26 protein-coding genes are annotated in these 26,745 nt (G+C 41.3%); all 26 read right to left on the minus strand.

Annotated elements, in window-relative coordinates:
- Positions 1–18: 18 nt before the first annotated feature.
- Complete coding sequence (locus AB4153_RS16445) at positions 19–483, minus strand: membrane anchored protein in chemotaxis locus (protein WP_241906459.1); 465 nt, start codon at positions 481–483, stop codon at positions 19–21.
- Positions 476–1,654 (minus strand): chemotaxis response regulator protein-glutamate methylesterase, encoded by a 1,179-nt coding sequence (locus AB4153_RS16450; RefSeq protein ID WP_303516973.1) that lies wholly within the window; start codon positions 1,652–1,654, stop codon positions 476–478. Before AB4153_RS16450 ends, AB4153_RS16445 begins: the two co-directional genes overlap by 8 nt.
- Positions 1,655–1,678: 24 nt before the next feature.
- Entirely contained in the window at positions 1,679–3,925 is a 2,247-nt protein-coding gene (locus AB4153_RS16455; RefSeq protein ID WP_371998155.1) for a chemotaxis protein CheW, read from the minus strand.
- A gap of 16 nt (positions 3,926–3,941) precedes the next feature.
- The gene (locus AB4153_RS16460; protein ID WP_102529027.1) at positions 3,942–4,679 is read right to left on the minus strand and encodes a protein phosphatase CheZ; all 738 of its coding nucleotides are present in this window, start codon (positions 4,677–4,679) and stop codon (positions 3,942–3,944) included.
- A gap of 14 nt (positions 4,680–4,693) precedes the next feature.
- Positions 4,694–5,077 carry a chemotaxis response regulator CheY gene (cheY, locus tag AB4153_RS16465; protein ID WP_080916243.1) on the minus strand — a complete coding sequence of 128 codons (384 nt, stop codon included), beginning with the start codon at positions 5,075–5,077 and terminating at the stop codon, positions 4,694–4,696.
- A gap of 43 nt (positions 5,078–5,120) precedes the next feature.
- A complete protein-coding gene (locus AB4153_RS16470) occupies positions 5,121–5,840 on the minus strand; it encodes an RNA polymerase sigma factor FliA (protein ID WP_102529026.1) in 720 nt (239 codons plus the stop codon).
- On the minus strand, positions 5,833–6,714 hold the full coding sequence (locus tag AB4153_RS16475) for a MinD/ParA family protein (RefSeq protein WP_102529078.1): 882 nt from the start codon (positions 6,712–6,714) through the stop codon (positions 5,833–5,835). The genes AB4153_RS16470 and AB4153_RS16475 overlap by 8 nt, the downstream gene beginning before the upstream one ends.
- 4 nt (positions 6,715–6,718) lie before the next feature.
- On the minus strand, positions 6,719–8,104 hold the full coding sequence (flhF, locus tag AB4153_RS16480) for a flagellar biosynthesis protein FlhF (protein WP_102529025.1): 1,386 nt from the start codon (positions 8,102–8,104) through the stop codon (positions 6,719–6,721).
- A 30-nt stretch (positions 8,105–8,134) separates the two neighbouring features.
- On the minus strand, positions 8,135–10,234 hold the full coding sequence (gene flhA / locus AB4153_RS16485; protein ID WP_102529024.1) for a flagellar biosynthesis protein FlhA: 2,100 nt from the start codon (positions 10,232–10,234) through the stop codon (positions 8,135–8,137).
- Between the two features lie 116 nt (positions 10,235–10,350).
- Complete coding sequence (flhB, locus tag AB4153_RS16490; RefSeq protein ID WP_102529023.1) at positions 10,351–11,481, minus strand: flagellar biosynthesis protein FlhB; 1,131 nt, start codon at positions 11,479–11,481, stop codon at positions 10,351–10,353.
- A 7-nt stretch (positions 11,482–11,488) separates the two neighbouring features.
- Positions 11,489–12,295, minus strand: a complete 807-nt coding sequence (fliR, locus tag AB4153_RS16495) for a flagellar biosynthetic protein FliR (protein ID WP_371998156.1) — start codon at positions 12,293–12,295, stop codon at positions 11,489–11,491.
- 4 nt (positions 12,296–12,299) lie between these two features.
- Complete coding sequence (fliQ, locus tag AB4153_RS16500) at positions 12,300–12,569, minus strand: flagellar biosynthesis protein FliQ (RefSeq protein WP_102529021.1); 270 nt, start codon at positions 12,567–12,569, stop codon at positions 12,300–12,302.
- Between the two features lie 12 nt (positions 12,570–12,581).
- Positions 12,582–13,328 (minus strand): flagellar type III secretion system pore protein FliP, encoded by a 747-nt coding sequence (fliP, locus tag AB4153_RS16505; RefSeq protein ID WP_102529020.1) that lies wholly within the window; start codon positions 13,326–13,328, stop codon positions 12,582–12,584.
- Positions 13,329–13,333: 5 nt separating this feature from the next.
- Positions 13,334–13,693, minus strand: coding sequence for a flagellar biosynthetic protein FliO (gene fliO / locus AB4153_RS16510; protein ID WP_371998191.1), 360 nt, complete (start codon positions 13,691–13,693; stop codon positions 13,334–13,336).
- 114 nt (positions 13,694–13,807) lie between these two features.
- The gene (fliN, locus tag AB4153_RS16515) at positions 13,808–14,197 is read right to left on the minus strand and encodes a flagellar motor switch protein FliN (RefSeq protein ID WP_102529018.1); all 390 of its coding nucleotides are present in this window, start codon (positions 14,195–14,197) and stop codon (positions 13,808–13,810) included.
- Positions 14,198–14,203: 6 nt separating this feature from the next.
- Entirely contained in the window at positions 14,204–15,229 is a 1,026-nt protein-coding gene (fliM, locus tag AB4153_RS16520) for a flagellar motor switch protein FliM (protein WP_102529017.1), read from the minus strand.
- A gap of 27 nt (positions 15,230–15,256) precedes the next feature.
- Positions 15,257–15,781 carry a flagellar basal body-associated protein FliL gene (fliL, locus tag AB4153_RS16525; protein ID WP_102529016.1) on the minus strand — a complete coding sequence of 175 codons (525 nt, stop codon included), beginning with the start codon at positions 15,779–15,781 and terminating at the stop codon, positions 15,257–15,259.
- 98 nt (positions 15,782–15,879) lie between these two features.
- Positions 15,880–17,454, minus strand: coding sequence for a flagellar hook-length control protein FliK (locus AB4153_RS16530; protein WP_371998157.1), 1,575 nt, complete (start codon positions 17,452–17,454; stop codon positions 15,880–15,882).
- 231 nt (positions 17,455–17,685) lie between these two features.
- Positions 17,686–18,132: a flagellar export protein FliJ gene (gene fliJ, locus AB4153_RS16535; RefSeq protein ID WP_102529014.1), complete on the minus strand. Its 447-nt coding sequence runs from the start codon at positions 18,130–18,132 to the stop codon at positions 17,686–17,688.
- Positions 18,132–19,469 carry a flagellar protein export ATPase FliI gene (gene fliI, locus AB4153_RS16540; RefSeq protein WP_229369247.1) on the minus strand — a complete coding sequence of 446 codons (1,338 nt, stop codon included), beginning with the start codon at positions 19,467–19,469 and terminating at the stop codon, positions 18,132–18,134. The genes fliJ and fliI overlap by 1 nt, the downstream gene beginning before the upstream one ends.
- Positions 19,438–20,556 carry a flagellar assembly protein FliH gene (gene fliH, locus AB4153_RS16545; protein ID WP_371998158.1) on the minus strand — a complete coding sequence of 373 codons (1,119 nt, stop codon included), beginning with the start codon at positions 20,554–20,556 and terminating at the stop codon, positions 19,438–19,440. The genes fliI and fliH overlap by 32 nt, the downstream gene beginning before the upstream one ends.
- Positions 20,557–20,641: 85 nt before the next feature.
- Positions 20,642–21,688 (minus strand): flagellar motor switch protein FliG, encoded by a 1,047-nt coding sequence (gene fliG, locus AB4153_RS16550; protein ID WP_102529011.1) that lies wholly within the window; start codon positions 21,686–21,688, stop codon positions 20,642–20,644.
- A complete protein-coding gene (gene fliF / locus AB4153_RS16555) occupies positions 21,678–23,297 on the minus strand; it encodes a flagellar basal-body MS-ring/collar protein FliF (RefSeq protein ID WP_267869126.1) in 1,620 nt (539 codons plus the stop codon). The genes fliG and fliF overlap by 11 nt, the downstream gene beginning before the upstream one ends.
- A 109-nt stretch (positions 23,298–23,406) precedes the next feature.
- Complete coding sequence (gene fliE / locus AB4153_RS16560) at positions 23,407–23,748, minus strand: flagellar hook-basal body complex protein FliE (RefSeq protein ID WP_102529009.1); 342 nt, start codon at positions 23,746–23,748, stop codon at positions 23,407–23,409.
- Positions 23,749–23,945: 197 nt separating this feature from the next.
- On the minus strand, positions 23,946–25,295 hold the full coding sequence (locus tag AB4153_RS16565) for a sigma-54 dependent transcriptional regulator (RefSeq protein WP_229369250.1): 1,350 nt from the start codon (positions 25,293–25,295) through the stop codon (positions 23,946–23,948).
- Complete coding sequence (locus AB4153_RS16570) at positions 25,288–26,682, minus strand: PAS domain-containing sensor histidine kinase (RefSeq protein ID WP_371998159.1); 1,395 nt, start codon at positions 26,680–26,682, stop codon at positions 25,288–25,290. Before AB4153_RS16570 ends, AB4153_RS16565 begins: the two co-directional genes overlap by 8 nt.
- Between the last annotated feature and the right edge of the window lie 63 nt (positions 26,683–26,745).

A 26,745-nucleotide genomic window follows, 5' to 3' on the forward strand; every position in this document is an offset into this window, starting at 1 on the left:
CACTCAATATTAATCGCACTATTTATTTTTATTAGCGGTGTCAGTTTCTCGGGTGGTTACCCTAATGCCACCATGTGGCAATGTAATAACTTTTACACCTTGTGCATTTTCAGTGACAGCTTGACTTGAAAGTGCAGGATTTAATGCTTGTTGACTCGTTGAAGAGTTTTCAACAGTATCAGAACTCATTAACTCGGTGCCAGGGCCAAATGCCATAGTGATATCTTCACCTTTTGCGGCTCTGGCGGCCATCGCTTTGGTTTGTCCAGGATATTTAGCTAACCAATTCGCGATTTGTTCTGCTTGTTCATCCGGTACCATTAACAATACTTGGGATGCTTTTAATTCAATAACTTCTGCATTAAGTTCGCGGTTTTTTTTCGCTAAATCAAAATATAAACTCGCTAAGCACACCACTGCAATAACCAATAAAAACACCAGCAACATTTGCTGTGTCGTCATTGATTGTTTTACTCTAGCCACGAGCAGTCTCTTTTATAATCGCTTCTGCCATATTTTCTAATGCAATTGAATGACTAGAAATACCCGCTGATGCGACGGCTTGAGGCATGCCATATACAACACAACTGGCTTCATCTTGAGCCCAAATAGTTGCCCCTGCAGTTTTTAACATTCTAGCACCTTCGCGTCCATCTGCACCCATGCCAGTTAGCACAACCGCCATAACACCACTACCAAAAGCTTTTGATGCTGATGCAAAAGTAATGTCTACACTGGGTTTATAGTTCATATCAGCATTGCCGGCGATGACTTTTAAGCGACCTAAGCTAGCGCTTTTTTCAACCATTAACTGCATTCCACCTGGCGCTAAATAGGCACAACCAGGCTTAAGCATATCCCCTGTTTGGGCTTCTTTTACATTAATTTTGCATAAGCTGTTCAGTCGACTCGCAAAGGCTGGTGTAAATGCAGCAGGCATATGTTGAATCAATAATATGGGGTGTGGGTAATTTGCAGGAAAAGCTGTCAGAATTTTTTGTAACGCTACAGGGCCACCCGTTGATGTGCCAATCAATAAAGCTTTGTATTTCTTGCCGCTCGCCCGAATCGAAGCTACTGAAGCAGTATTTCCCTGATTCGTCGTCGAATTAGCAGTAGATAACTTGGGAGTGATTGATGATTTAAGTGTCGAATTCGCACCACTCAGATTCGAATTAGTCAGTCTTGACGCTGATGAGCTTGTCGTTGAAGTTCCTAGCGAAGATGGGGTAGTTCTCGCCACTGGTTTAAATAGACGACGACGACCTAGTGCTTTAACCCTTTGCTGTAAAAGCTTAATCGCATCATCTTTATTTGATGCGATATCTTCAAAACGTTTCGGTAAAAAGTCTAATGCGCCCGCATCCAATGCATCAAGCGTTGCTTGTGCACCGTCATGGGTTAATGAAGAAAACATCAGTATTGGAGTCGGATTGGCAGCCATGATTTTACGAACGGCAGTAATACCGTCCATAACAGGCATTTCAATATCCATAGTAATAACTTGAGGTTTCAATTGAGCAGCCATATCAACAGCTTCTTGACCATTGACGGCAACACCCACAACTTCTAAGTCAGGATCTTGATTAACAATCTCACTGACTCGTCGTCTAAAAAAACTCGAATCATCAACAACTAAAACTTTAGTAGCCATTTAATTCCTTAAATAATGGAACTTTTACTTCTTACTTTTAGCGTAATATTTTAATAAGCCTGGCACATCTAAAATCAGTGCAATACCGCCATCAGAAGTAATTGTTGCTCCAGCCATACCTGGCGTACCTTGCAACATGCTTCCCAGAGGTTTAATTACCACCTCTTCTTGTCCTATCAGTGCATCAACCACAAAGCCAATTTGCATGGTCCCAAGTTGCACAATTACTACATGCCCTTGCTTTTTATCACCATGAATAAAGTTAGTTTTATTTCGATGTAACCACTGCTCAAGATAAAATAGCGGTACGGCTTTATCACGAACGATAACGGTTAATTGTCCATCTACTACATTTGTTTTAGTTAGATCGAGGTGGAAAATTTCGTTAACGCTTGAAAGAGGTAAAGCAAATACCTGCTTAGCAACATCTACCATTAGAGTCGGCATAATTGCTAATGTGAGTGGAACTTTAATCTCTAAGATTGTTCCCTTGCCCTGAACGGAATCAATATGAACAGTACCATTAAGCTGGGTGATACGGGTTTTAACCACATCCATCCCAACACCACGACCTGAAATATCTGAAATTTCTACTTTAGTAGAGAAACCAGGAGCAAAAATTAGATTATAAGCTTCGTTATCCGTCATGCGTGCAGCTGAATCTTCGTCTAACACGCCACGACTGATAGCAATTTCTTTTAATTTGTTGGCATCCATACCTGCGCCATCATCTTCAATTTTTAGTAGAATATGATCGCCTTCTTGGCTGGCTGATAAGGTAATGGTACCAGTTCTTGGCTTGCCATTCGCTTCACGGGTAATCGGCATTTCAATACCGTGGTCTACTGAGTTTCTAACTAAGTGAACCAATGGATCAGCGAGTGCTTCGACAAGGTTTTTATCAAGGTCGGTGTCTTCACCAACCATGATCAAATCAATTTCTTTATTGAGCGTACGTGCCAAATCTCTGACAACGCGAGGGAAGCGACCAAACACTTTCTTGATTGGTTGCATTCGTGTTTTCATGACAGCGCCTTGAAGGTCTGCTGTCACTAAATCTAAATTTGCCAACGCCTTAGACATCTCTTCGTCATCACGAGAAATACCTAAACTCACCAAACGGTTACGCACCAATACTAGCTCACCAACCATATTCATAATTTGGTCTAAGCGAGATGTATCAACACGAACCGTAGTCTCACCTTGTGGCATTGCATTTTGTGTTTTCGCAGGTTCTGCTTTTTTCGCAGCGGGCACAGCTTTAGATGCAGGTTCTGGCGCTTTACTTGCTGGCGCTTTATTAACTGGAGCTTTAGCTACAGGAGCTGGTGCTTTGGGCTCAGCTTTAGCAGGTTCACTTGGTGGGCTGGCTTTAGGTTTACTTGCCTCGACAGGCGGCGTGACCGCTGCTGGTGCAGAACCTTTACCGTGTAACTCATCAAGTAGTTTTTCAAATTCATCATCAGTAATGTCATCAGCATCGACTTTTGGCTCTTCAGCTACTGCTGCAGGCTCATTCTTTGCTGTCGTTGACTGAAATCCACCTGAACCATGTAGCTCATCAAGAAGCGCTTCAAATTCATCATCGCTAATTTCATCGCTAGCAGCACTGTCATTGGTAGGACTTGTGGCATTTACTGTCACACCTGCAACAGGTTCGTCATTGACTGATGTTGGGCTTTTCCCTTGTCCATGTAATGCATCAAGTAAAGCTTCAAACTCACTTTCATCAATATCATCAATGCTACCTGAAGTTCCTGCATCGGAGACAACTTCAGCTTCAGCCGCTGCAACAGGTTGTTCGATAATGGCTTCAATGAACTCTTCCACAACTTCAGGTTCAGTCTCAACAACTGTCTCAGAGATTTCAGAAGGAAGAGGCGCACCAGAACTCAAAAGCTTAAGCTTTTCAAGTAAAGCGGGATCAGCATCATCTTGCGGCTGGCCTTGCTGAGTTTGCTCAAACATACTATTGATAGCATCAACAGCTTGGAGAATGATATCCATTAACTCTGCGTTTACTTGACGCTTACCGGTTCTCAGTAAATCAAAGGTATTCTCTGCTTCATGACAAACGTCGACCATAGGGCCCAAGCTTAAAAAACCTGCACCACCCTTTACTGTGTGGAAACCTCTAAAAATAGCATTAAGTAAATCAGCATCATCAGGATTATTTTCAAGAGCGACGAGTTGCTCTTGTAGAAGCTCTAAAATTTCACCAGCTTCAATCAAAAAGTCCTGGAGTATCTCTTCATCAACATCAAAAGACATTAAATTTGACTCCTAATTAGAAACCCAGACTTGATAGCAGATCATCAACTTCATCTTGGCCTGTTACCACGTCTTCACGGGTTTCAGCATTCAAGATGGGACCTTCTGCTTCAATTTTATTGTCATCAACGACCCGTGTTGAGTCTGCTGCGCTTTCGCCAAAAATAGTGAGCATGGAGACTAAATTGCTCTCAACTTCTCTGACTAAATCAATAACACGACGGATCATTTGGCCAGTTAGATCTTGGAAATCTTGCGCCATCAAAATTTGATTGAGCAATTCCTTTAATCTACCTGAGTCATGCTCGCTATGAGACATGATATGTTGAACCTCATGACACAGAGATTTAAATTCGCTTAACGCGATGTCTCTACGCATCAATTTGTCCCACATGGGTGTGACCGATTGAATGTTATTAATTATTGTATCGGCCAAAGGTAAACATTCTTCAACTGCATCCATAGTTTTATTTGCAGCTTGCTCTGTCATATCGATAACAAAGTTTAATCTTTCTTTTGCGTCAGGTATTTCAGTATTGGCAAGTTCGGCTAAACGGGTATCAATTTGGAACTCATTTAATGAACTATGAAGTTGACGTGTCAACTTTCCGACTTCATCAAATAAATCCCGCTGAAGAGGCGCTGATAAGTCACGAATGACTTCATCAGCTTGTTCTTGTTGGCCATCTTCGAGCAGTTTTACGAGTTGCTTTGCTTGTTCAAGGTCGATCAGCCCTGATATTGCTGCCTGCATAACTTATCCTTAGCTTATGCTAAACGTTCAAATATTTTATCGAGTTTTTCTTTTAACGTTGCAGCAGTAAACGGTTTTACTACGTAACCATTCACACCCGCTTGCGCTGCAGCAATAATCTGTTCGCGTTTTGCTTCTGCAGTTACCATTAACACGGGTAAATGCTTGAGTGAATCATCAGCACGAATCGCCTTAAGCAAGTCAATACCTTGCATGCCTGGCATATTCCAGTCAGTTACAACAAAATCAAATTCGCTTTTTTGTAACATTGGTAAGGCGGTTGAGCCATCATCTGCTTCTTGGGTATTGTTGAATCCCAAGTCTCGCAACAAGTTCTTGATGATACGTCTCATTGTTGAAAAGTCATCAACAATAAGAATCTTCATATTCTTGTCCAAGGTTTCCTCCGGTGAGCTCATACACTGTGCTCTATATTAATAATTATACCTGTGTCCAATGCTTGAGTTTGCCTTTAAGACGCAGCATTGCCTGACTTAATATCTGGCTAACACGCGACTCGCTGACCTCAAGAATGGCACCGATTTCTTTTAAATTTAATGCTTCGTCATAATATAGCGACAAAACTAACGCATCTCTTTCGGGTAATGTTGTAATTGCTTCAGATAGTGCTGATTTAAATTGCATTTCAGCAAGTGACTCAAAGCTCTCATCAGGAGTAGACTCTGCTGTTACAATCACATCTTCAGATACACCAAGATCTTCAATCCCGATGATCTTCCCCACTGAAACATCATTTAGAATATGATGATACTCTTCAAGAGTCATCTCTAATTTTTCAGCAATTTCAATATCTTTTGCATCACGGCCGAGCTCTTGTCCTAATTCATCAATAACCTGGGCAACACGACGTTGGTTACGATGTACAGAACGAGGAACCCAATCACCTCGGCGGATTTCATCAATCATTGAACCACGAATTCGGATGCCAGCAAAGGTTTCAAATTTAGCCCCTTTACTGCCATCAAACTTCGATGATGCTTCCAATAACCCCATCATCCCTGCTTGTAATAAGTCATCCAATTGCACTGATGCTGGCAGCCTTGCCAACATATGATGAGCAATTCTTTTTACCAACGGAGCATACTGTTCAACAATTGAAGTTTTATTATCAAACTGAGTATACGCAGCGGCTTTATTCACTCGTTGAATCCTCTTGTTGATCTTTACGTTGAACTAATCGTTCGACAAAGAACTCAAGATGGCCGCCTGGCTGTTGAGGAACAGGCCAGCTCATAATTTTATTCGCTAAACCATGATAAGCAATCGCTGCAGGTGACTTAGGAAAAGCTTCGACAACCAATTTTTGTTTACGAACTGATTTTCTTAAATTTTCGTCAAATGGAACCGTAGCAACTAATTCTAAAGCGACATCCAAGAATCTATCCGTCACTTTACTGAGTTTGGCAAATAATTCCATGCCTTCGCGCAAACTTCTGACCATATTCGCCACAATTTTAAAACGAAAGACGCCATGTTCACGACTTAGGATTTTAATTAAGGCGTAGGCATCGGTTATTGATGTCGGTTCATCACAAACAACAATCAACACATCTTGTGAGGCACGGGAGAAACTCAGCACCATATCCGAGATACCGGCAGCGGTATCGACAATTAAGATATCGAATTGAGTTTTCATTTCACTGAAGGCGCGAATTAAGCCGACATGCTGAGCTTGTGTAAGCTCGACCATGGCTTGAGTCCCTGAAGTGGCAGGCACAATGCCAATACCTTTAGGGCCACGGACAATAATATCGTCCAACTCTGCTTCGCCAGAAAGTACATGGGATAAATTGCGTTCTGCTCGAATACCTAGCATCACATCAACATTTGCTAAGCCTAAATCGGCATCGAGTACTAACACTCGTTTACCTTTTTCAGCGAGCGCAACAGCGGTATTAATAGACACACTGGTTTTACCCACGCCGCCTTTGCCGCCACTAACTGCAATTACTTTTACTTTATCGTTATTTGGTTGATTCATCATACGTAAACCACTTGCTTGATCTCTGGTCATATTGTTACTCGAATGCATAGGCCATGTCATTTGACCACGCAGTGTCATGTGACGTTTGAGGTTTGGTGTCGTTTAATGCTGCTAACGCTTGTTTTGCGAGCATAAGCGTATCAGCAACTTGCATATCTTCTGGAACACGTTGACCATCTGTTATATAGCTTAATGGTAACCCATTTTGAATCAATACACTTAATGCGCCAGCAATCGAAACCGATTCATCTAATTTGGTCAAAATCACCCCTGATAATGGGATTCTTTTAAAATGCTCAACAGCATCTTGTAACACTCTTCTTTGAGAGGTTGCAGACATGACTAGATAACTTCTAATCGGTATTCTTGTATTTGCCATTAAATCATCTAACTGCTGATAAAGGCGCATATCACGCTGCCCCATCCCAGCTGTATCTATTAATACTAACTTACGATTCTTAAACTGGTAGAGAATTTGTTCTAATTCAGCAAGATCGTGAGCTTGTTTTACTGGACATCCCATTATTTTGCCATAAGTTGCCAATTGCTCATAGGCTCCAATACGATAATGATCTGTAGTTATGAGTGCAACCTGCTCTGGACCATGATGTGCTGCAAATCTTGCCGCTAATTTAGCCAGCGAAGTCGTCTTACCAACACCTGTTGGACCAACAAATGCCACCACGCCACCAGTACGAACAATATCATCACCTTGGTTATCTAATAAGTTCGCTAAACTCTGAGGTAACGCTCTCACTAAATCTGCAGGCGTATATTGCTGACTTAAGCCTGCCAATTTCGCCGCTACAGCAGGAGAAAACTCTGCATTAATTAATTTACTTTCTAGCATTGCCCCAACGGGGTCAGTGCGCTTTTTTTGGTCTTTCATTAACGAAGATACTTGATGAGTTAACAACCCACGCAAAGAGGCCATTTCTTCTCGCATTGCTTCAATTTCAGCAGACTGACTTTTATTCGATGTTCTTGGTTGGGCAAATTGCTGTTGTTCAATTTTAGGCTCAACTTTCGCTGTTTTTGTATCTTGTAATTGTTTGGCCCAATCGGGTAACTCAGGTTCTTCAACTCGCTGCGACATTTGTTGCTGCAAACGATTATGCTGCTTTTCGAGTAACGCTTGCAGTGAATCAGCTGCAGGAGGTGGGCTTACCTTGGTTTGCGCTTTCACTGTTGGTTTATTTTGCCCTAGTGAGACTTGATCATCACTGACATTCATAAAACCAGGTACAGGTGAATTTACAGCGACGTCCGCTTTAGGCTCATCGTAGTCAACTGCCGCAACGATTTCTATTCCACCCGTTACTTTTTTATTCGACATAATAACGGCATCAGATCCCAAGGTTTCTTTCACTTGAGCTAATGCTGAACGCATGTCTTTGGCAAAAAATCGTTTAATTTTCACTACGCACCTCTTTCAAACAGAAAGTCATCGCTATTGCCCTACCGCAGATACTATGCGTATTTGCTTTTCATCAGGTATTTCTTGGTAAGAAATAACCCGTAAATTCGGGATAGTATATTTAACAAATCGTGACAGCGTTGACCTTAGCATACCTGATGTCAATAAAATGGCTGGTTGTCCAACCATTTCTTGCTTCTGAGAAGCATCTAATAATGACTTCTGCATGCGTTCTGCAAGGCCTGGTTCGATATTTGGCCCTTCACCGCCTGTCGCCTGCATAGACTTGTGCAACATCTGTTCCAACTCTGGTGCCAATGTAATGACAGGTATCTCTAATTCAGGCCCAGATATTTCTTGAACAATCATTCTCTTCAATGCAATACGCACTGCAGCGGTTAATACTTCTGTATCATTACTCTTTGTACCGTATTCTAACAGGGTTTGTACAATTGTGCGTAAATCACGGATAGAAACACCTTCATTTAGAAGGTTTTGCATCACTTTAACCACAGAACCCAATGGCATGATATCTGGAATGAAGCCATCAACTAACTTAGGCGAGTTTTTACCTAGCATATCCATTAACTGCTGTACTTCTTCATAACCCAGTAATTTAGCCGCATTGTTAGTCAACAGTTGGCTGATATGGGTCGCGACAACTGTTGCCGTGTCTACCACGGTATAACCTAAGGTCTGAGCATGTTCGCGCTGCTCTGGCGCTATCCACACAGCTTCTAATCCAAATGCAGGATCTGTTGTTTCAATGCCATCAAGCTTGCCATACACTTGCCCAGGATTGATCGCGAGTTCACAGTCATGACGAACTTCAGCCTCTCCAACCACTACTCCCATTAACGAAATACGATAACAGTTAGGTGATAAATCAAGGTTGTCGCGAATATGCACCGCTGGTACTAAGAAACCTAATTCTTGTGATAATTTCTTACGCACGCCTTTAATGCGACCTAAAAGCTCACCACCTTGGCCTTTATCCACTAACGGAATTAGACGATAGCCCACTTCAAGTCCGATAGTATCGACATGCTGAACGTCTTCCCAACTGAGTTCTTTAGGCTCTGCATCCTTAATTTCTGCAGGGCTTTTAACCGCTTGCTCAAGCGCTGCGGTTTTGTTGTCATTATTACGCTTATAAATCATATATGCAGCAAAGGCTGTAATAAAAGCGAACGTTAAGAATGCAAAATGAGGCATTCCAGGCACGATACCCATGACAAACAATACGCCTGATGCTATCGCCATTGACTTATGGCTGACAAACATCTGGCTTATCATCATGCCGCCCATATCACCCGATTCATTTTGACGAGTCACCATCAATGCAGCAGCGATTGATAACAGTAGCCCAGGGATTTGAGCGACTAAGCCGTCACCAATGGTCAATAAAGTGTAGATTTCAACAGCACTGGAAAAATCCAATCCATGTTGAACCATACCGATCACAAAACCGCCGAGAATGTTAATCACCAAAATCATGATACCCGCAATGGCATCACCTTTAACAAATTTTGATGCACCATCCATCGCACCATAAAAGTCAGCTTCTTTGGTCACTTCAGCGCGGCGTACGCGAGCTTGATCTTGCGTTAATGTGCCAGCATTTAAATCGGCATCAATCGCCATTTGCTTCCCTGGCATGGCATCCAATGTAAAACGGGCGCTCACTTCAGAAATACGCCCAGCACCTTTGGTAACAACGGCAAAGTTGATAATAATAAGAATCAGGAAAACCACTAAACCTACAGCGTAGTTACCACCAATAACCACAGAGCCGAAGGCTTCAATGACTTTACCCGCGGCATCACCACCGTTATGACCTTCCAATAACACGATTCGGGTTGAGGCAACATTGAGTGCCAATCTAAGTAGCGTTGCGACTAACAGAACGCTGGGGAATGCGGCAAAATCTAATGGTCTATCAGAATAAATAGCGACAAGCAGTACAACGAGTGCTAAAGCAATGTTGAATGAAAACAAGATGTCCAACAAAAAGGCAGGCATGGGCAAAACCACCATACCGAGTGCTGCAAGCACTAATAATGGCGTACCTATACCTTTAAAAGTACTTAATCTAACTTGTTTAACTTGACCTAATGCTGCTTTTACATCCATCAGTAGGAAACCTTTATAGTAATATTCTTGACGCTGACAACAGTAAAATGCAATTACTAAGCCAAAAGAATAGTTTCAAAAGGGCCGCGGGGTTAATTGAAGGTTTTGTAAACGATTTAGTGTTTTAAATCATCAGGGATAGGTTGATTGATTGGCACGGGCTTAGGTCGCTTGCCCCTACCTTTTTGATACTGCTTGAGCTGGAATACATATGCCAAAATTTGTGCGACTGCAGTGAATAACCCTTCAGGCACTTGTTGGTCAATTTTCGTCGTATGGTATATAGCACGTGCTAAAGGTGGCGCCGACACAATCGGTACTTCATGCTCTCTGGCAATTTCACGAATTTTAAATGCGACATCATCGATGCCTTTCGCAATTAAAAAAGGCGCAGCTGACTGACTAACATCGTATTTGACCGCTACAGCATAATGTTCAGGGTTAACCACAATAACATCTGCATTTGGTACTTCAGACATCATCCTTTTGTTGGCCATCTCGTGCTGCATTTGTCTAATTCGACCTTTTACTTCAGGTTTACCCTCAGTGTCTTTGTATTCATCTTTGACTTCTTGCTTGGTCATTTTCAATTGTTTATTGTGATTCCATATTTGAAATGGCACATCAATCACCACAATAAATAGCATTGAAGAACATAACAGAATAAACATCCATACTAACAACTCTAGTGCATGGTAAACGTTGCCAGGTAGATGATCTGTCGAGAGTGTCATTATCTCAAAGAAGTAAAAACTCAATAAAAAATAGGCTGATACTGCCACTACAGCAAATTTAGCGATGCCCTTGGTCAACTCAACTAGAGCTTGTGTACCAAACATTCGCTTAAATCCTTTAGCAGGATTCATTTTACTGCCTTTGGGCATAAAAGCTTTAACTGAGAACGTCATACCACCCAGAATGATATTACCGATAAAAGCAATTAAGGCGAGAAATGCAATAAAACTGATGAGTGGAAAAGCAAGCTCATTGCCAACCACTCCCCAAACCAGAAACATTGAGTTGGTATCAAATATTTGATCCCGCTCCATGGTCAATATTTGTGTCATGATAGTGTGCAGACTTCGGGCAAGATTAGGCCCAACGATTGCGAACCCTACAGCTGATGCTAATAAAACAGCCGCTGTACCTAACTCTTTAGAGCGTGCCACCTGTCCTTTTTCACGCGACTGTTGCAGTCGCTTGGCGGTGGGGTCCTCTGTGCGTTCTTGACCTGTATCTTCTGCCATCAGTAACCTACTGAGTTAATGAGCCGTCAATTTGACAGGTCAATTGCAAAATATCACACATCAATAATTGGCCTCGCAGCCAAACCTCATCGAAATGAGACATGATGGGCCCTAATGTAAGCCACAAAATCAATAACCCGCTTACCATTGTTACCGGGAAGCCAATGGCAAAAATATTCAGTTGAGGCGATGCGCGCGTCATCACACCAAATGATAAGTTAATCAGCAGTAATGCGACGATTGCTGAAATCGACATCGTTAACGCCGCACCAAACATATAACCACCAAACTCTGCTAATTTTCGGTAATTAGTAATGCTAAAACCCTGATTTGAAATGGGGATAGTATCGAAACTAGCCACCAGCATTTTAAACATCAACAAATGTCCATCAACGGCGAGAAAAATCAACGTAGCCAGTAATAAAAAGAAATTACCTACAACTGGTGTTTGCTGACCTGAACTAGGATCGACCATAGAGGCAAAACCTAAACTGGTTTGCATACCAATAATCTGCCCCGTTAGTACAAAGGTTTGCATCACTAAAATTGTCACAAACCCCATAGCAGTACCTATGAGTATTTGCTGCGCAGAAATGAATACAGCACTTAATGAGAACAACTCGATAGGATCAACCGGTTCTGGAAGTACAGGTGCTACGGCAACAGTAATCGCAACAGATAAAAACAAACGGACTCTTGCTGGGGTGGTATTGGCACCAAAAACGGCCATAACCATTAACATTGAAGATATTCTAAATAACGGCCAAACATATGCGGCTATTGTTCGACTGATTTCTTCAAATAAAATTTCCACAGGACTAACCTATCACCTGAGGGATCATATTCACCATAGTGTAAAAAAAATCCATCATGGTTTGCACTAGCCAATGGCCAAGAAACATCAACGAAAATAGCGTAGTTAATAATCTAGGAAGGAAACTTAATGTCTGTTCATTGATTGAAGTTGCGGCCTGAAATACAGCCACAATCAGACCTATAAATAAGCCAGGTAAAATAATTGCCGATACAATCAGGACAATTACAGATAACGCTTCACGAAAAATATCAATCAGTGACTCTGGTGACATCAGTAACGCTCCCTATCTACCAAAACTGTTTGCCAGCGTTCCTAACACCAATCCCCAACCATCAACCAATACAAACAGCATTATTTTAAATGGGAGTGACACAATCATCGGCGACAACATCATCATACCCATTGCCATTAAAATACTCGCAACCACTAAATCAAGAACTAAAAATGGCACAAATAACATAAAGCCAATTTGGAATGCAGTTTTTAATTCACTGGTAATAAAAGCAGGTACCAATACACTCATTGGCGCTTGTTCTGGCGACGCAATATTGGTGTAGCCGGAAATTTCAATAAAGGTTTCTAAATCTGTGGTTCTGACTTGAGATAACATAAATGCACGCAGCGGCTCTTTACCGACTTCATAGGCTTGCTGCATTGTTAAAGATTCATTGATATAAGGCTCTACAGCTCGATCGTAAATTTGATCAAAAACTGGCGCCATAATAAAGAATGTCATGAACATACTCATACCAATGAGTACTTGATTAGATGGTGTTTGCTGTAACCCCAAAGCTTGACGCAAAATAGATAGCACTACAATGATCCGCGTAAACGAAGTGAGCATTATCACCATTGCAGGGATAAAACTCATTGCCGTCATCAGCAGCAATATTTGCATTGTTACAGAATACTCAGTACTTCCATCAGCACCGGTTGAAACCGTAACGGCTTTTAATATTCCATCTTCAGCAAAACTCAATGGCGTAAAAAAAACAGCGGCAAATAAGACTAACACTATCCACTTTTTCATTATTGCTATTCCTTAGCCTGCTCTTTTTCTTGTTGACTGGCTTGCTGTTTGGCTTGCTTTAACCTGCTAGCAAAAGACGTCGTTTCGACATTAACAGCCGTATCGAGCTTTTCAATCAAATTCACTTGCTGAGCAGTAACGCCGAGTAAATACTGCTGCCCTTCTAATTCAATCAAAACAATTTTTTCTTTTTGGCCTAAAGCGGTCATCGCAACAGTTTTTATCACCCCCTGATTTGATTGAACCAAGTTAAGCTTTTTAACGATATAAGCTAATACAAAAATAATGGCGATAACAAGGATCAGCCCACCCATCATGCTTGATAATGCAGCGATATTCGATGTTTCAGCACCACGGATGGCTATTTCTGAATTGGCTGATTCTGAATTTGACGCTTCAGTGACAGCAGAACTTGCCACCACTAATAGACTAACTGCATTTAGCACAAATGAACCCTTAACTGATAATTTGAAATTATTTTATTTTAGCTTTTTGATTCGTTCAGTTTGACTAATGACATCCGTTAAACGAATACCGAACTTATCATTAACCACAACCACTTCACCATGAGCAATTAAAGTGCCGTTTACCATTACATCTAGAGGTTCGCCAGCCACTCGGTCTAATTCCACTACTGAACCTTGGTTCAACTGCAGTAAATTACGAATACTGATAAAACTGCGCCCGACTTCCATCGAGATTGTCACAGGAATATCCATGATGCTATCAAGCTTATCAGCTTCTGCTTGAGAAATAGGGCTTGACTCATCTACGAGCTCATCGAGCTCTACTTGTTCGGCAACATTGGCCTCTTCAAGTGCTTGCTCTGCCATTGCCGCAGCCCAATCGTCAGTATCATCGCTCATCATGTCACCTTATAATTCTGAAATATCACGCGCTTTACCTTTGCGCGTAATTAACTGTAGTTCTGATTTAGCGGTCTCAGGACGAGGAATTTTCTCGCTGATCTTCAACGCTAAGTTATCTCTAGATTTACCTAATTTACATCGATAAGTGGGTAAATCCTCAATTCGCATCATGATGTGCTCAGGTAACTCAATCGGTATAACATCCCCTGCTTTGAATTCCATGACATCACGAAGTTTGACTTCATGCTCAATGATATTGGCATCAATACCGACTTGCACATCCATAATTTCATCACGTAAGGCTTGTCCCCAACGCATGTCAGTATCTTGCTTATCACTTTGAACACCCGCATCAAGTAACTCACGGATAGGTTCAATCATTGAATATGGCATGGTGATATGAAAATCACCACCGCCTCCATCAACTTCAATATGGAAAGAATTAATCACCACAACTTCTGTTGGACTAACAATGTTTGCCATTGCCGGGTTGACTTCTGAATCTAAATATTCAAACTCGACATCCATAACCGGTGCCCAAGCATCTTTATAATCTTCAAAAATAATTTTCAGCAATAATTGAACAATACGTCTTTCTGTTGGCGTAAATTCACGGCCTTCAATTTTTGCATGGAAACGACCATCACCACCAAAGAAGTTGTCTACCAAAATAAAGACTAAACGCGCCTCCATGGTAATCAGGGCAGTCCCTTTAAGTGGGCTAAAACGCACCATATTAAGACTAGTAGGAACAAATAATGTATGGACATATTCGCCAAACTTAAGCATTTGTACGCCATTAATCGACACTTCCGCGGCTCGGCGCATCATGTTAAACATGCTAATGCGCAAATGGCGGGCAAAACGTTCGTTAACGATTTCCAATGTTGGCATCCGCCCACGAACAATGCGGTCTTGAGAGGAGAAATCATATACGCGGGTGTCTTCACCGTCGTTTATGTCATCTTCATCAACATCATCGACCCCATGAAGTAGCGCATCAATTTCGTCTTGGCTTAATAAATCACTCACATTATCACCTTGTCTTATTCACTGGTGTTATTGCATCACAAAACCAGTAAATAGTACTTTTTCTACTATTTTGCGGCCAGCTACAGGTTGTAGTGTGTTTTGCACATTAAGTAGCGCTAATTGTCTTAGTTCATCCTTACCAGCCTGAGTACTTAGCTTTTGTACATCTGCAGCACTAAACGTGGTTAATAAAGCATCTTCAATTAATGGAATGTGCATTTTCGCAGTTTGACCATCATCGCCACGTACCATCAATTGTACTTTTATTTCCACTAGGCGAGCTCGATCAACCCCAGGAAGGTTAAACAAAAATGGCCTCGGCATGCCGACATAATTAGCCTTGCCTTTTTTAGATTCATCAACTTCGGCTTCAGCTGAAGTTGCAGTACCAGGAGTCGCAGGAATTGACTCCTCATCGCCTCCTAGAAAAAATAATGCCGCGCCTGCAATCAGACCAATAACGACGACACCGATAGCAATAAAGATAATCAGTTTTTTCTTACTTTTAGGTTGGTTTTCTGTTGTTAACTCTAGAGATTCTTCTTCAGCCATCATTTATTCCATTTTATGTGCTGCCACATTGGTAATAATCTCATCTCAATTATTACAGGGCTTTGACTGCATTAAAGTAATGGCTATAGATTACCGACTTAGGCGTAATAATCTATAGCTGAATTGCTACTCTTTGCATGTTTTGTAGCAATCTCGAGTTCTTGTGCTGAAATTTCATCCAGCATATTCTCGCCACTGCTGTTTTGTTCATCATACTCGGATTTTTTCTGGCTTTCGCCATCTTGAGATACATGGCTGTCAGCAAGTTGTAATCCTTCCTCAGCCAGCATTTCTCTCAATTTTGGAATCGCTTGCTCAATGAGGTCTTTTGTCTGAGATTGAGCTACTTGAAACTGCACTTGAGTTTGCTCACCGTTAACTTGAACTTTTACTACCATGTGCCCAAGCTCGGCTGGATCTAGACGAATTTCAGCATGCTGAACGCCTTGTCCAACCATAGTGATAAGTTGTTGTTTCATTACAGGTGCAAACTTTTGAATCATATCCTGCATTTGCACTACGGACTCAGCCCCTTGACGTAACGAAAGTTGAAATTGAGGTACATCACTTTTGTGCTGTGGTGTAAAACTGCTTTGATTTTGTAGTGCTTTTACATCTATCGTTTCACTCTCTTGCCCTAGTTCAGCAAGTGTTGATTGACTTGAGTTAGCTACTGCATTAACCATGGCATTATTAAAGGCTACTTTGGAGGTTGGTTTATCTAATGCCACACTTATCTCGGCTTTACTAAGATTCACATGGACACTTTCTTTATCCTCGTTCTTAGCTAGTTTATTCGTATCAGCTATGACTTTTGAATCAGCCACAACTTTCTCAGCATTGGCAACCTGAGCTGAAGCGGCAATATTGTTCGCTGTATCAGTGGCATTCGCAGCACTTTGGACACTATTTGCGATATTAGATGTTGAGTTAGCAAGTTTAGCTTTTTCAGCAGTAATTAAATCAGCATTGGCCTCTGTAACAGGGATTGTTGCTGTCTGGTTATTGAGTTTTCCATCGATTAACAAAGGTAAGGCTTGGTTATCAGTGATGCTGACTTGTTGATTGTAGCCATTAATTAGTTTGTTCAGTTCAGCTACACTTAAGGCGGTAAGATCTTGTTCACTCATCGAAGAAAATTGAGTCAATGCATCTAGTTGTTCAGTGTTCAGTGAACTTAAAAAAGAAGTGGTACTTATTTCGTTACCTAACTCTTTATCTAACTCTTTATCTAATTCTTCAATTCCTGCTTCTTTCGGCAAAACATCGACTGCGAGCTCATTAACCAATAAACCCTTTTCAATTGAATGCTGAGTTTCTTCAGTTAACACTAATTCGCTATCGGCTTGAGAAAGCGCTAACTCTGACAACTCAGATTCAAGCGGCAAGTCTTTGCCACTTTTTTCAATATCTGCCTGAGTATCGAAATTTTCAGCTAAATCTATTTGAGCAAAAATAAGGTCAACATCCGAACCTTCTGCCGATGGAGCATCGATACTTGCTGGTTGTTCATTAGTATTTAGACTGAGCTTAGTTTTATCTACATCCACTTGTGATGCTTGATTAAAGACAGATAAAAAAGACTGTTTATCATCGAGTTGCACGGTTCCTGAAACCTGCGAATTGGTGGTTTTGCCACTATTCCCCAATAAAATACTGCTCATTTGTTGCATAACAAACTCCACTCAACATCACTCATAACGAACCAATTGGTACAACAATCGGATCCTGATAACAGTCACAAAGCTGACACTTCACTAACTAACTCTATAAATAAGCAATTAAAATGCCAGCTTATTAGAATATTGGTTTTTAAGGTTATTTACTCTTTCATCGCAAGGTAACTATCAGACTGAAAAATGAAAGTTTAGAGTCAAGTTTAAGCGTTAAGTTTAAGAAGATTTCTAGCGAGGTTTTTTACGGATGAATTGTTGCATCGCAAATTCATCCGATGCTTTTTGTTCACGTTTATTTGCAATTATTTGCGCTTTTAATGCATTTTTTTCTAGTAACATTTCCACAGCTTTACGTTTTTGCTGCTTTTCTTGCCAATGTACTTGGCGATAACCCGTTTGTTTTTCAGTTTCTTTTACTGCATTAACTTGTTGAATGAGCGCTTGATCGACTTGCTTAATAAATTCATGAAATGAATGGTATTCACTGGCACTTAAAGTTTTGCCTTGGGTTTCACCCATTTGCTTCATGTATTCAAGACGATAGTTATTCAGAGCATCTAGCTGACCTTGGCATTTTTGCTGCTCAAGCTGGGCAGACTTTAATTGCAAAGCAGCTTGCTCTTCAGCTTCTTTATTGATTTTTAATACTGTCAACAGAGGATCAGCGCGGCGCATTATTTACATTGGGCAGCGATTTGCCCCACCATAGTTTGGCTATCATTAAACGAGATAACATCTTTAAAGCCCTGTCTTAAAAATGCATTCATCGCAGGTTGTAACCTAATGGCATTGTCTATTCGCGGATCGCTACCTTGAGAATATGCTCCAATGGATATGAGGTCGCGATTTTGCTGATAGGTAGAATACATTTGCTTAACTAAACGCATCGATTCTAAATGTTCTGGCGCAATCACCATTGGCGCAACACGACTAATAGATTGTTCAATATCAATAGCTGGGTAATGACCAGAATCAGCAAGTGTGCGAGATAAAACAATGTGACCATCAAGAATCGCTCTTGACGCATCTGCAATGGGATCTTGCTGATCATCACCTTCTGTCAGTACAGTATAAAAAGCAGTAATGGAACCTTGTCCAGGGCCTCCGTTACCAGCCCGTTCAACCAGTCTTGGTAATTTAGCAAATACTGATGGCGGATAGCCTTTTGTTGCTGGCGGTTCTCCAACAGCTAACGCCACTTCACGTTGCGCCTGAGCATAACGGGTTAAGCTATCCATCAATAATAAAACGTTGTACCCCAAGTCACGAAAGTATTCAGCTATACGAGTGGATGTTTCACAAGCACGAAGACGCATTAATGGCGAAGTGTCAGCTGGTGCGGCTACGACAACGGAGCGAGCCCGTCCTTCTTCACCAAGGATCTCTTCAATAAACTCTTTTACCTCACGACCACGCTCGCCCACTAGCCCTACAACAATAATGTCAGCAGTTGTCCCGCGAGTCATCATGCCTAATAGCACACTTTTACCCACACCAGAGCCAGCAAATAAGCCCATTCGCTGACCCTTACCCACTGTTAGCATGGCATTGATGGCCCTTACCCCTACATCTAAAGGTTCAGAAATGGCACGTCTAGCAAGTGGATTAATTGGCGGTGCATGACGAGAAGCTTGTTGATCTGTATTTAATGGCCCTAAGCCATCAAGTGGTGAACCACTGCCATCAAGCACTCTGCCCAACAAACTCAGTCCGACATTCAAACTTGACTGCTCACCTAATGGCCGCACTCTTGCCCCAGGTAGTACACCTCTTAATTCATCAACGGGCATTAAGTACAACAGCTCGTCATCGAACCCAACCACTTCGGCAACTAATTCACCCGCCATAGTTTCAATCGAGCATAAACTGCCCACAGGTGCTCTACAGCCTGTAGCCTCTAATGTTAAGCCCACAACACGCACTAACTGCCCACTGGCTACCGGCCTAAGTGGGCTGACTTTTTGACTTTGGTTTTTGAGTTTATTCAGTAACTGATGTTGACGGCTTTGCATTGTCTCGTACCTCATCAGTTTCTAAAATTTTGGATTGCTCGTCTGCACCATTTTCAATTGCTGTTGTGTTATGAAGGTCAACTGAAGAATCTGCAACTTGGAAACTTTGATCTTTTATAGATGATTCTTCTATCAATGGTTCATGACGAGTTGCTTCTTGCAGACTTGTATCATTCTCACTGATTTTTGAATCAGTCACTTCAGTAATTTGACTGTTTTCCGTCGTTAAGCTTGAAGATTGACTTTCTGGTAAGTGATCCACGACTTCAGTCGTATATTGCGGATGTTCAGTTTTTATCGTTTGCACATTTGCTTGAATGCCAGAGGCTTGCTCGTGTAACTCTTGCAATACCTGACGCATTCTCTCTTCTACCCGCAAATCAACGCTTGAACGCATGCTATTGATAATACAATCACCTGGATTTAATGAAGGGTCAGCTTCAATGTCCCAATGATTTTTTTCTAATTGTGCATCGCTGTATAATTGCATCACTAAGGTAGCATCATCTGGATGCAGTCTGAGTTTAACCTGTTGCTCTTTAATCGGCAGGGAGTCAACACCTTGACGCAAGACTGATAAAATATGCTCAGGATGGGTTTTGAGTTCATGACCAACAATAGATTTAGCTAGGTTGATTGCTAACTGTAATACTTCTGCTTCAATTTCAGCATCAAGTAACATCAATGGTTGCTCGAATTGTTTTACCAATTGAGTTAATTTCTCGAGCACTTCATTGACTTTAACTTGGCCAACTTCATAGCCTTGTTGTTCCCCCTGAGCAAAGCCTTCAGCGTGCCCGACTTCAAGACCTTCAAGTTTACCTTGTTCAAGACCTTGGCTGTGACCTGCTACTTTTCCTTGCTCAAACCCTTCCTGCTCAGCTTCAACTCTGATTTGTTCAATTTCTGCCATGGTTGGAGGTAGAAGCGGTTTTTCTTCTGATTTAGCAGGTGGGTTTTGGCTACCTAAGTGTCCAAATAAATTAGACGGAGAGTCTGTTTGATCTTCGGTGACATCAGGCAATTGCCAATGACTGAAATCTAAGTCATCATTTTCGATTGATTTATTGGTTTTAGATTCCGTCATGGATATGCCTAATTTCTACAGCGATTAATGGTTTTATATTGCAGCTAAACGGTAATGGCTTATGGATAAAATTATAATGATGGCATTATAAGAACTCTTCACCACCACCGCCACCAAGCATAATTTCACCACTATCACTTAAGCGACGAGCAATTGCGAGAATTTCTTTTTGGGCCACTTCAACTTCACTGATCCTAATAGGTCCCATTGCTTCAAGATCATCACGTAATAATTCACCGGCACGTTTAGACATATTACCGATAATTTTATCTGACAATTGGTCATCAGTGCCTTTTAATGCCTTCATCAGCACATCTTGCTGTACTTCTCTTAGTAAAACTTGAATTCCGCGGTCATCAACATCAATCAAGTTTTCAAATACAAACATAAGATCTTGAATTTGCTGAGCCATCTCTTCGTCTGATTCACGCATTGTTTCCATAATCTGGCTTTCAACGCCTGTATCTAAGAAGTTCATAATATTAGCAGCAGCTTTAAGTCCACCCATTTTCGCTGCTTGTGCGCCGCCTTGGCCTGCGAACTGTTTCTCCATAATATCATTCAATTCTTGCAATGCAGCTGGCTGTACTTCTTCTAAATTAGCAATACGCATCATCAGATCTAAGCGAGTATTTTCAGGAAACTGACTGAATATTTCTGCGGCCTGATCAGGTTCTAGATAAGATAAAACAATGGTTTGAATTTGCGGATGCTCATTTTGAATAATGGTTGCAACTTGACGTGCATCCATCCATTTTAATGAATCTAAGCCTTTAGCACCGCTACCCATGATAATTTGTTCAATTAAATTACCGGCTTTATCTTCGCCAAGTGCTGCTGTTAAGGCTTTTCTTACGAACTCTTCACTATTAAAACCAATAGACGAAAATTTTTGAATCTCTTCAAGAAATAACTTATGTACGCCAATGACTTTTTCTTGACCAAAGTCTTCCATGGCCGCCATAGACATACCGACTTTTTGAACCTGTTTTGGTTCCAAGTGTTTTAGTATTGAAGCCGCGTCAGCTTCACTTAGGCTTAACAGTAAAATAGCGGTCTTTTCAGTTCCCGTTAAATCATCTGGGTTAAACCCTTTAGTAGCCTCTGCTACCGCAACGTCATCATTTGCCATCGTCTTGTAACCAACTCTTAATTACTTGGGTAGAAAGTTCAGGTTCATTTGCCACTAATGCCCGTATTGACTTAATCATATCATCATCTTTATGAAGATTTGGGATTTGAATTGAGCCATCATCTGCATAACTATAATCAGCTTGCTGAGTATTGAGCATTCCGAGTGTATCTGCAGCATATTGATCTTCAATCTCAGCCAATTCATGACCTAAGCGAGCCTCTTCTGGCATTTCAACTTCATTGGCTTTCAGCAACTTATTCAACATTGGTCTGATAACAAATAAAATCAAGACTAAGACCAATAATGCACCTAAAACCAGTCTTACTGCGCGCCAAAACCAAGGTTGCTCCCATAATTCAGGCTCAGGTAATGCTTCAATTAATTGATCCATAAATGGAACGGTAACCACTTCTAAAGTATCACCACGTTGGCTAGTAAAGCCCATAGCCCCTTCCAGTAAACGGCGAATATTCGTCAGCTCTTGTTCGGTTCTTGGCACTCTAGTGACCACACCATTTTCATCAACCGCACCTGGTTTATAATCAATCGCCACTGACACGCTGACTCGTCTTACTTGGCCAACTTGCTGACGTGTATGACTAATTGTGGTGTCTAACTCAAAGTTACGGGTCGCTTCACGGTGGCTGTCACCACTGACTGAGGTAGTTTCTGCTTCACCGACTTCTTGTGGGATGTTTGATTCCATTGGCGGTTGATTTGATAAAGCGCCAGGAATACCGCCCATTGATTGACCTGATGAATTACGTTCAATGGTCATTTCACTACGAATCGCAGGTAAATCAGGTGAAAAGCGTTTGGCCGTTTGTTCAACCGCAGTAAAATCCATGTTCACATCGACCTGAGAAGTAAAATTTTCAGGTCCTAATATCGGCATTAAAATCGATTCGACTTTATTACGATACTCAGCTTCTTTCTGTTGAACCAATTCTTGTTCGCGGCGCGCTCTAGATGATGCCGCATCTTGGCTGCCTGAATTTAATAAACGGCCATTAGAGTCAGTTACAGTCACTCTCGTTGGGTCTAAGCCCTGTACTGCTGAAGCAACAATATCGACGATAGAGTCAATTTCTTCTTGTCCTAAACTGCCTCGACGAACATTGACCACAACAGTTGCACTTGGTTTGGATTTATTGCGGGCAAAAACATTTTCTTTTGGCAAAGCTAAAATAACTTTAGCGCGAGTTACGCTATTTAGTTCTTCAATTACTCGGGCTAAATTGACTTCTTGGCTTTGCTTTAAGCGTGCTTGCTCCATTCGTTGGCTAACACCGAAGCCACTGTCTTTACTTAGGTAATCTGTTGGCTGGCTTGATGCTTCAACGCCTGCACGAGCTAGTAATAGTTTTACATTTTGATATTTGTCTTCAGGAATACTGACGACATCACCAGAAATTTTATAGGCAATTTTATTTTTATCCAAAACGTCCAACACTTGGATCATTTCGTTTGTTTCCATTTGACCTAACGGTCTGTACTCAGGCTCTTGCGCCCACATCATCATAAATACAGCCAATACCAAACAAACGGCTAATGCCAGAATCATAGTAATTTGACGCATAAAATCAGCACTACCAAAAGAACTCATCAAACCAGGTTTGTTTTCCTGCTGAATCCCTGTGCTACTAGCGGTATCTGAATCTAATACGAGATCTGTACTCACAATAATTACCTACTTTCTAATCTGATAAAGAGGCCTAAACAGGCATGCTCATAATTTCTTTGTAAGCTTCGACAAGCTTATTTCTTACCTGTACTGTCGCTTCAAAAGCCACACCAGATTTTTCACGAGCAATAACGGTATCTGATAAAGTTACCGTAGAATCACCCATCTCTAAACGAGTGGCTAGATTAGCCGAGTTTTTCTGTAACTCTGTCACACCGCCAACAGCTTGAGAAAGCAATTCTCCGAAGTCTGCACCTGAAGTATTGCCTACTTTCTGGATCATATCCGGTTGGATAGGTGAGCGAAGATTAGGCGAGATTTCACCACGAAGTGATTGCATTTCTTGTAAGAAAGGATTCGAGCTAATCTGCATTGTAATCTCCTATTCGTCGGATATTTGACGACTAAAAACCAGTTACAATAGATTTAGCAAGTAGGATGCCAACAATAGAATTAACGCGATAGTTTGGGTGATTTTATTACTAATGGATGACTGTTTGACTAGCAAGTGAACAAGTAAACCTGATCGAAAGCTAGATCAGGTTTACTTTGTAGGAGTCTAGCTAAAAGCTAGGCAGGGACTTGTATTCCCATATCGCGCATCTTGGCCATTTTATAACGTAAGGTTCTAGCACTGATGCCTAGCTTTTCCGCTACATCTTTGCGGCTACCATTACACTGGTTAAGTGTCTCAAGAATAATTACATGCTCTTGAGCTTTTAACTCATCACCAAGTCCTTCATTTTCAACTACAGGTTTGACTTGAGTAGGTTCAGGTTGCTGTAATTCAACTTCATTTGAATCTAATATGATATCTGCTGTTGAAATAGCCTCTCCAGTATGAAGAATGAGTGCTCGTTGAATCACATTATCCAGCTCACGAACATTTCCTGGCCAGCGATAAGTCAACAAACGTCTACAAGCCACTTCATCCAAAGTCGGCACAGGTGAGATATTGGCATTCTTAGCATGCTTAACCAATAAATGACGCGCAAGTGGTAAGATATCAGCTGGTCGTTGATTCAAAGCAGGCCAAGTTAACGGGAATACGTTAATTCGATAATATAAATCTTCTCTGAAACCGCCTGATGCCACCATTTCTTTTAAGTCTCTGTTAGAAGTAGCAAGTACACGCACATCAAGAGAAATAGTTTTACGCCCACCTAAACGTTCAACTTCTCGTTCTTGTAACACTCGCAGTAGCTTAGCTTGAAGACCTAATTCCATTTCTGAAATTTCATCTAATAAAATCGTACCACCTTGAGCTTGTTCAAATTTACCGGGACAAGCTTGGTATGCGCCAGTAAAAGCGCCTTTTTCATAACCAAATAATGTCGCTTCGAGCATATTTTCTGGAATGGCGGCACAATTAATTGCAATAAAGGGTTGTTGTGAACGCGAGCTATTTTGATGTATGTATCGTGACAATACCTCTTTTCCTGAACCGCTTGGCCCCATAATCATCACTGACGCATCTGAACTGGCTACACGCTGGGCAATAGAAAGTAATGCCAAACTTTTGTCATCAGCCACCACAGGCTGATCAAGATTTTGCTTTAGGGGTAAATAACGTGACACTTGGTTAAGTAGTACTTCTGGCGCAAATGGTTTCGCTAGATAATCAACAGCACCAAGTTTAATCGCACTAACCGCACTATCAATGGTTGCATAAGCGGTCATCAGTAGCACTGGCACTTTACAGTTTTGCTGCTGTAAATAATTTAACAAGCCTATACCACCAATGCCTTCCATTTGAACATCACTAATAACCAAATCAAATTCTGTTGACTTGAGAGCAAGAATTGCATCTTCTGCAGATGCAACATCAACACATTCATAGCTTGCCAGCAGTAAGGTGTCGAGTAAGGCCTCACGTAAAGATGCGTCATCTTCAACGAGTAATAGTTTTGCTTCACCCATGTGATGCCTCCGGGCTATTGTGATTTTCTGCGCCACGTTCTGTTTTACTTAAGTCGTTATCTGTAATGTTGTTATCAGCTAATGCTTCATTGTTTAACACTTCACTTTCGAAACCTGTCGTCTGAGTTTTATGCGATTGATAAATCGGGAATGACAATCTGATTAAACAGCCTTTATTTGGTTGTGATGAGACTTGCACTGTCCCTTTATGATTTCTTACTACCGTTTGAACAACTGCTAAGCCTAAACCTGTACCTTGGCTTTTGGTTGTAAAAAATGGCTCTAGAATCTGTTGCTGCATATCAGCTGCTAATCCTTTGCCATTATCAATAACATCAATATTAATATGAGTATTAGATGAAGCTGTAATGATTCTAATTTCTGTGGCATTAGCCTCTAAGCTATTCATAACAAGATTATTAATTGCTGAACTTAGCGCATTACTATTAGCTAACATTCGTTCACTAGCTTGATTAAAATAATTTAACTGACACTGTTTTTTTTCAGCAATGGGTTCACAACTAGCAAGTACAGGTTCGATAATATCTTCAACGTCAGTCACCTGGGATGCATCATCTTGCTTATTTTTAGCCATTAACAGCATGTCATTTACTTGTCGCTCAAGTTCATTCAACCTGTCGACTAATTTAGTTTGAAATCGTTTTTTAGCCGTATCATTCAGTTTTGGACTAGCAAGGTTAGATGCATATAACATAGCGGCAGAAAGCGGTGTTCTTACCTGGTGAGCCAAGGTTGCGACCATTTTTCCTAACGCCGATAAGCGTTGGAGGTGCGACAAATTTTTCTGTAATAAACGTGTTTCGGTTAAATCTGTTAAAACAATTAATTGTCCAGGTTCTGGCGTTAACGGAGTAATAGCCAGTTTAACTCTTCGACCGTTTTTAAGTGAGACTTCATGACCATCATCTTCTTGCGGTGAAAAAGCGCGGTTAATAATATCGAACCATTTAGCCCCTTGTAGCGGTCTACCTAAAAGCTCTGTTGCCACAGGGTTTGCCAATGTAACCAGTCCATCACCATTAATGATAACAACACCTGAAGGCATCGCTTGCAGAATGTGCGCCATTTGATTTGACATATTCGCCGCCTTTTGCGGTGCTGAACGGGCTATTTGTCCAGCTAAATCATGATTAACGCTTGCTGAAGCCTCGGAAATATTATCGTTTTTTGAGGTGTAAAGGTCTTGATTATCAAGTGCTTGATAACCGACTTCTTGATAGTCTAATCCTTGAGGTGCTGAATAGGAGCTTTCTTGAGCCGTATCGTTAAGAGCATAGGAATTTGAGGCATTATAACTCGATCCCATTTCTGTAATAGAATTAGGCTCTACCATCGATTGTGCTAAACTGCTGTGCGCCGAAAACATAGCCACTCCGTCAAAATATTAACTTTTGTGTAAGCTGATGCATTTGGTGTGCCAAAACGTTAT

The organism is Shewanella sp. 10N.286.52.E4, from assembly GCF_041468785.1.
Lineage (GTDB): Bacteria > Pseudomonadota > Gammaproteobacteria > Enterobacterales > Shewanellaceae > Shewanella > Shewanella electrodiphila.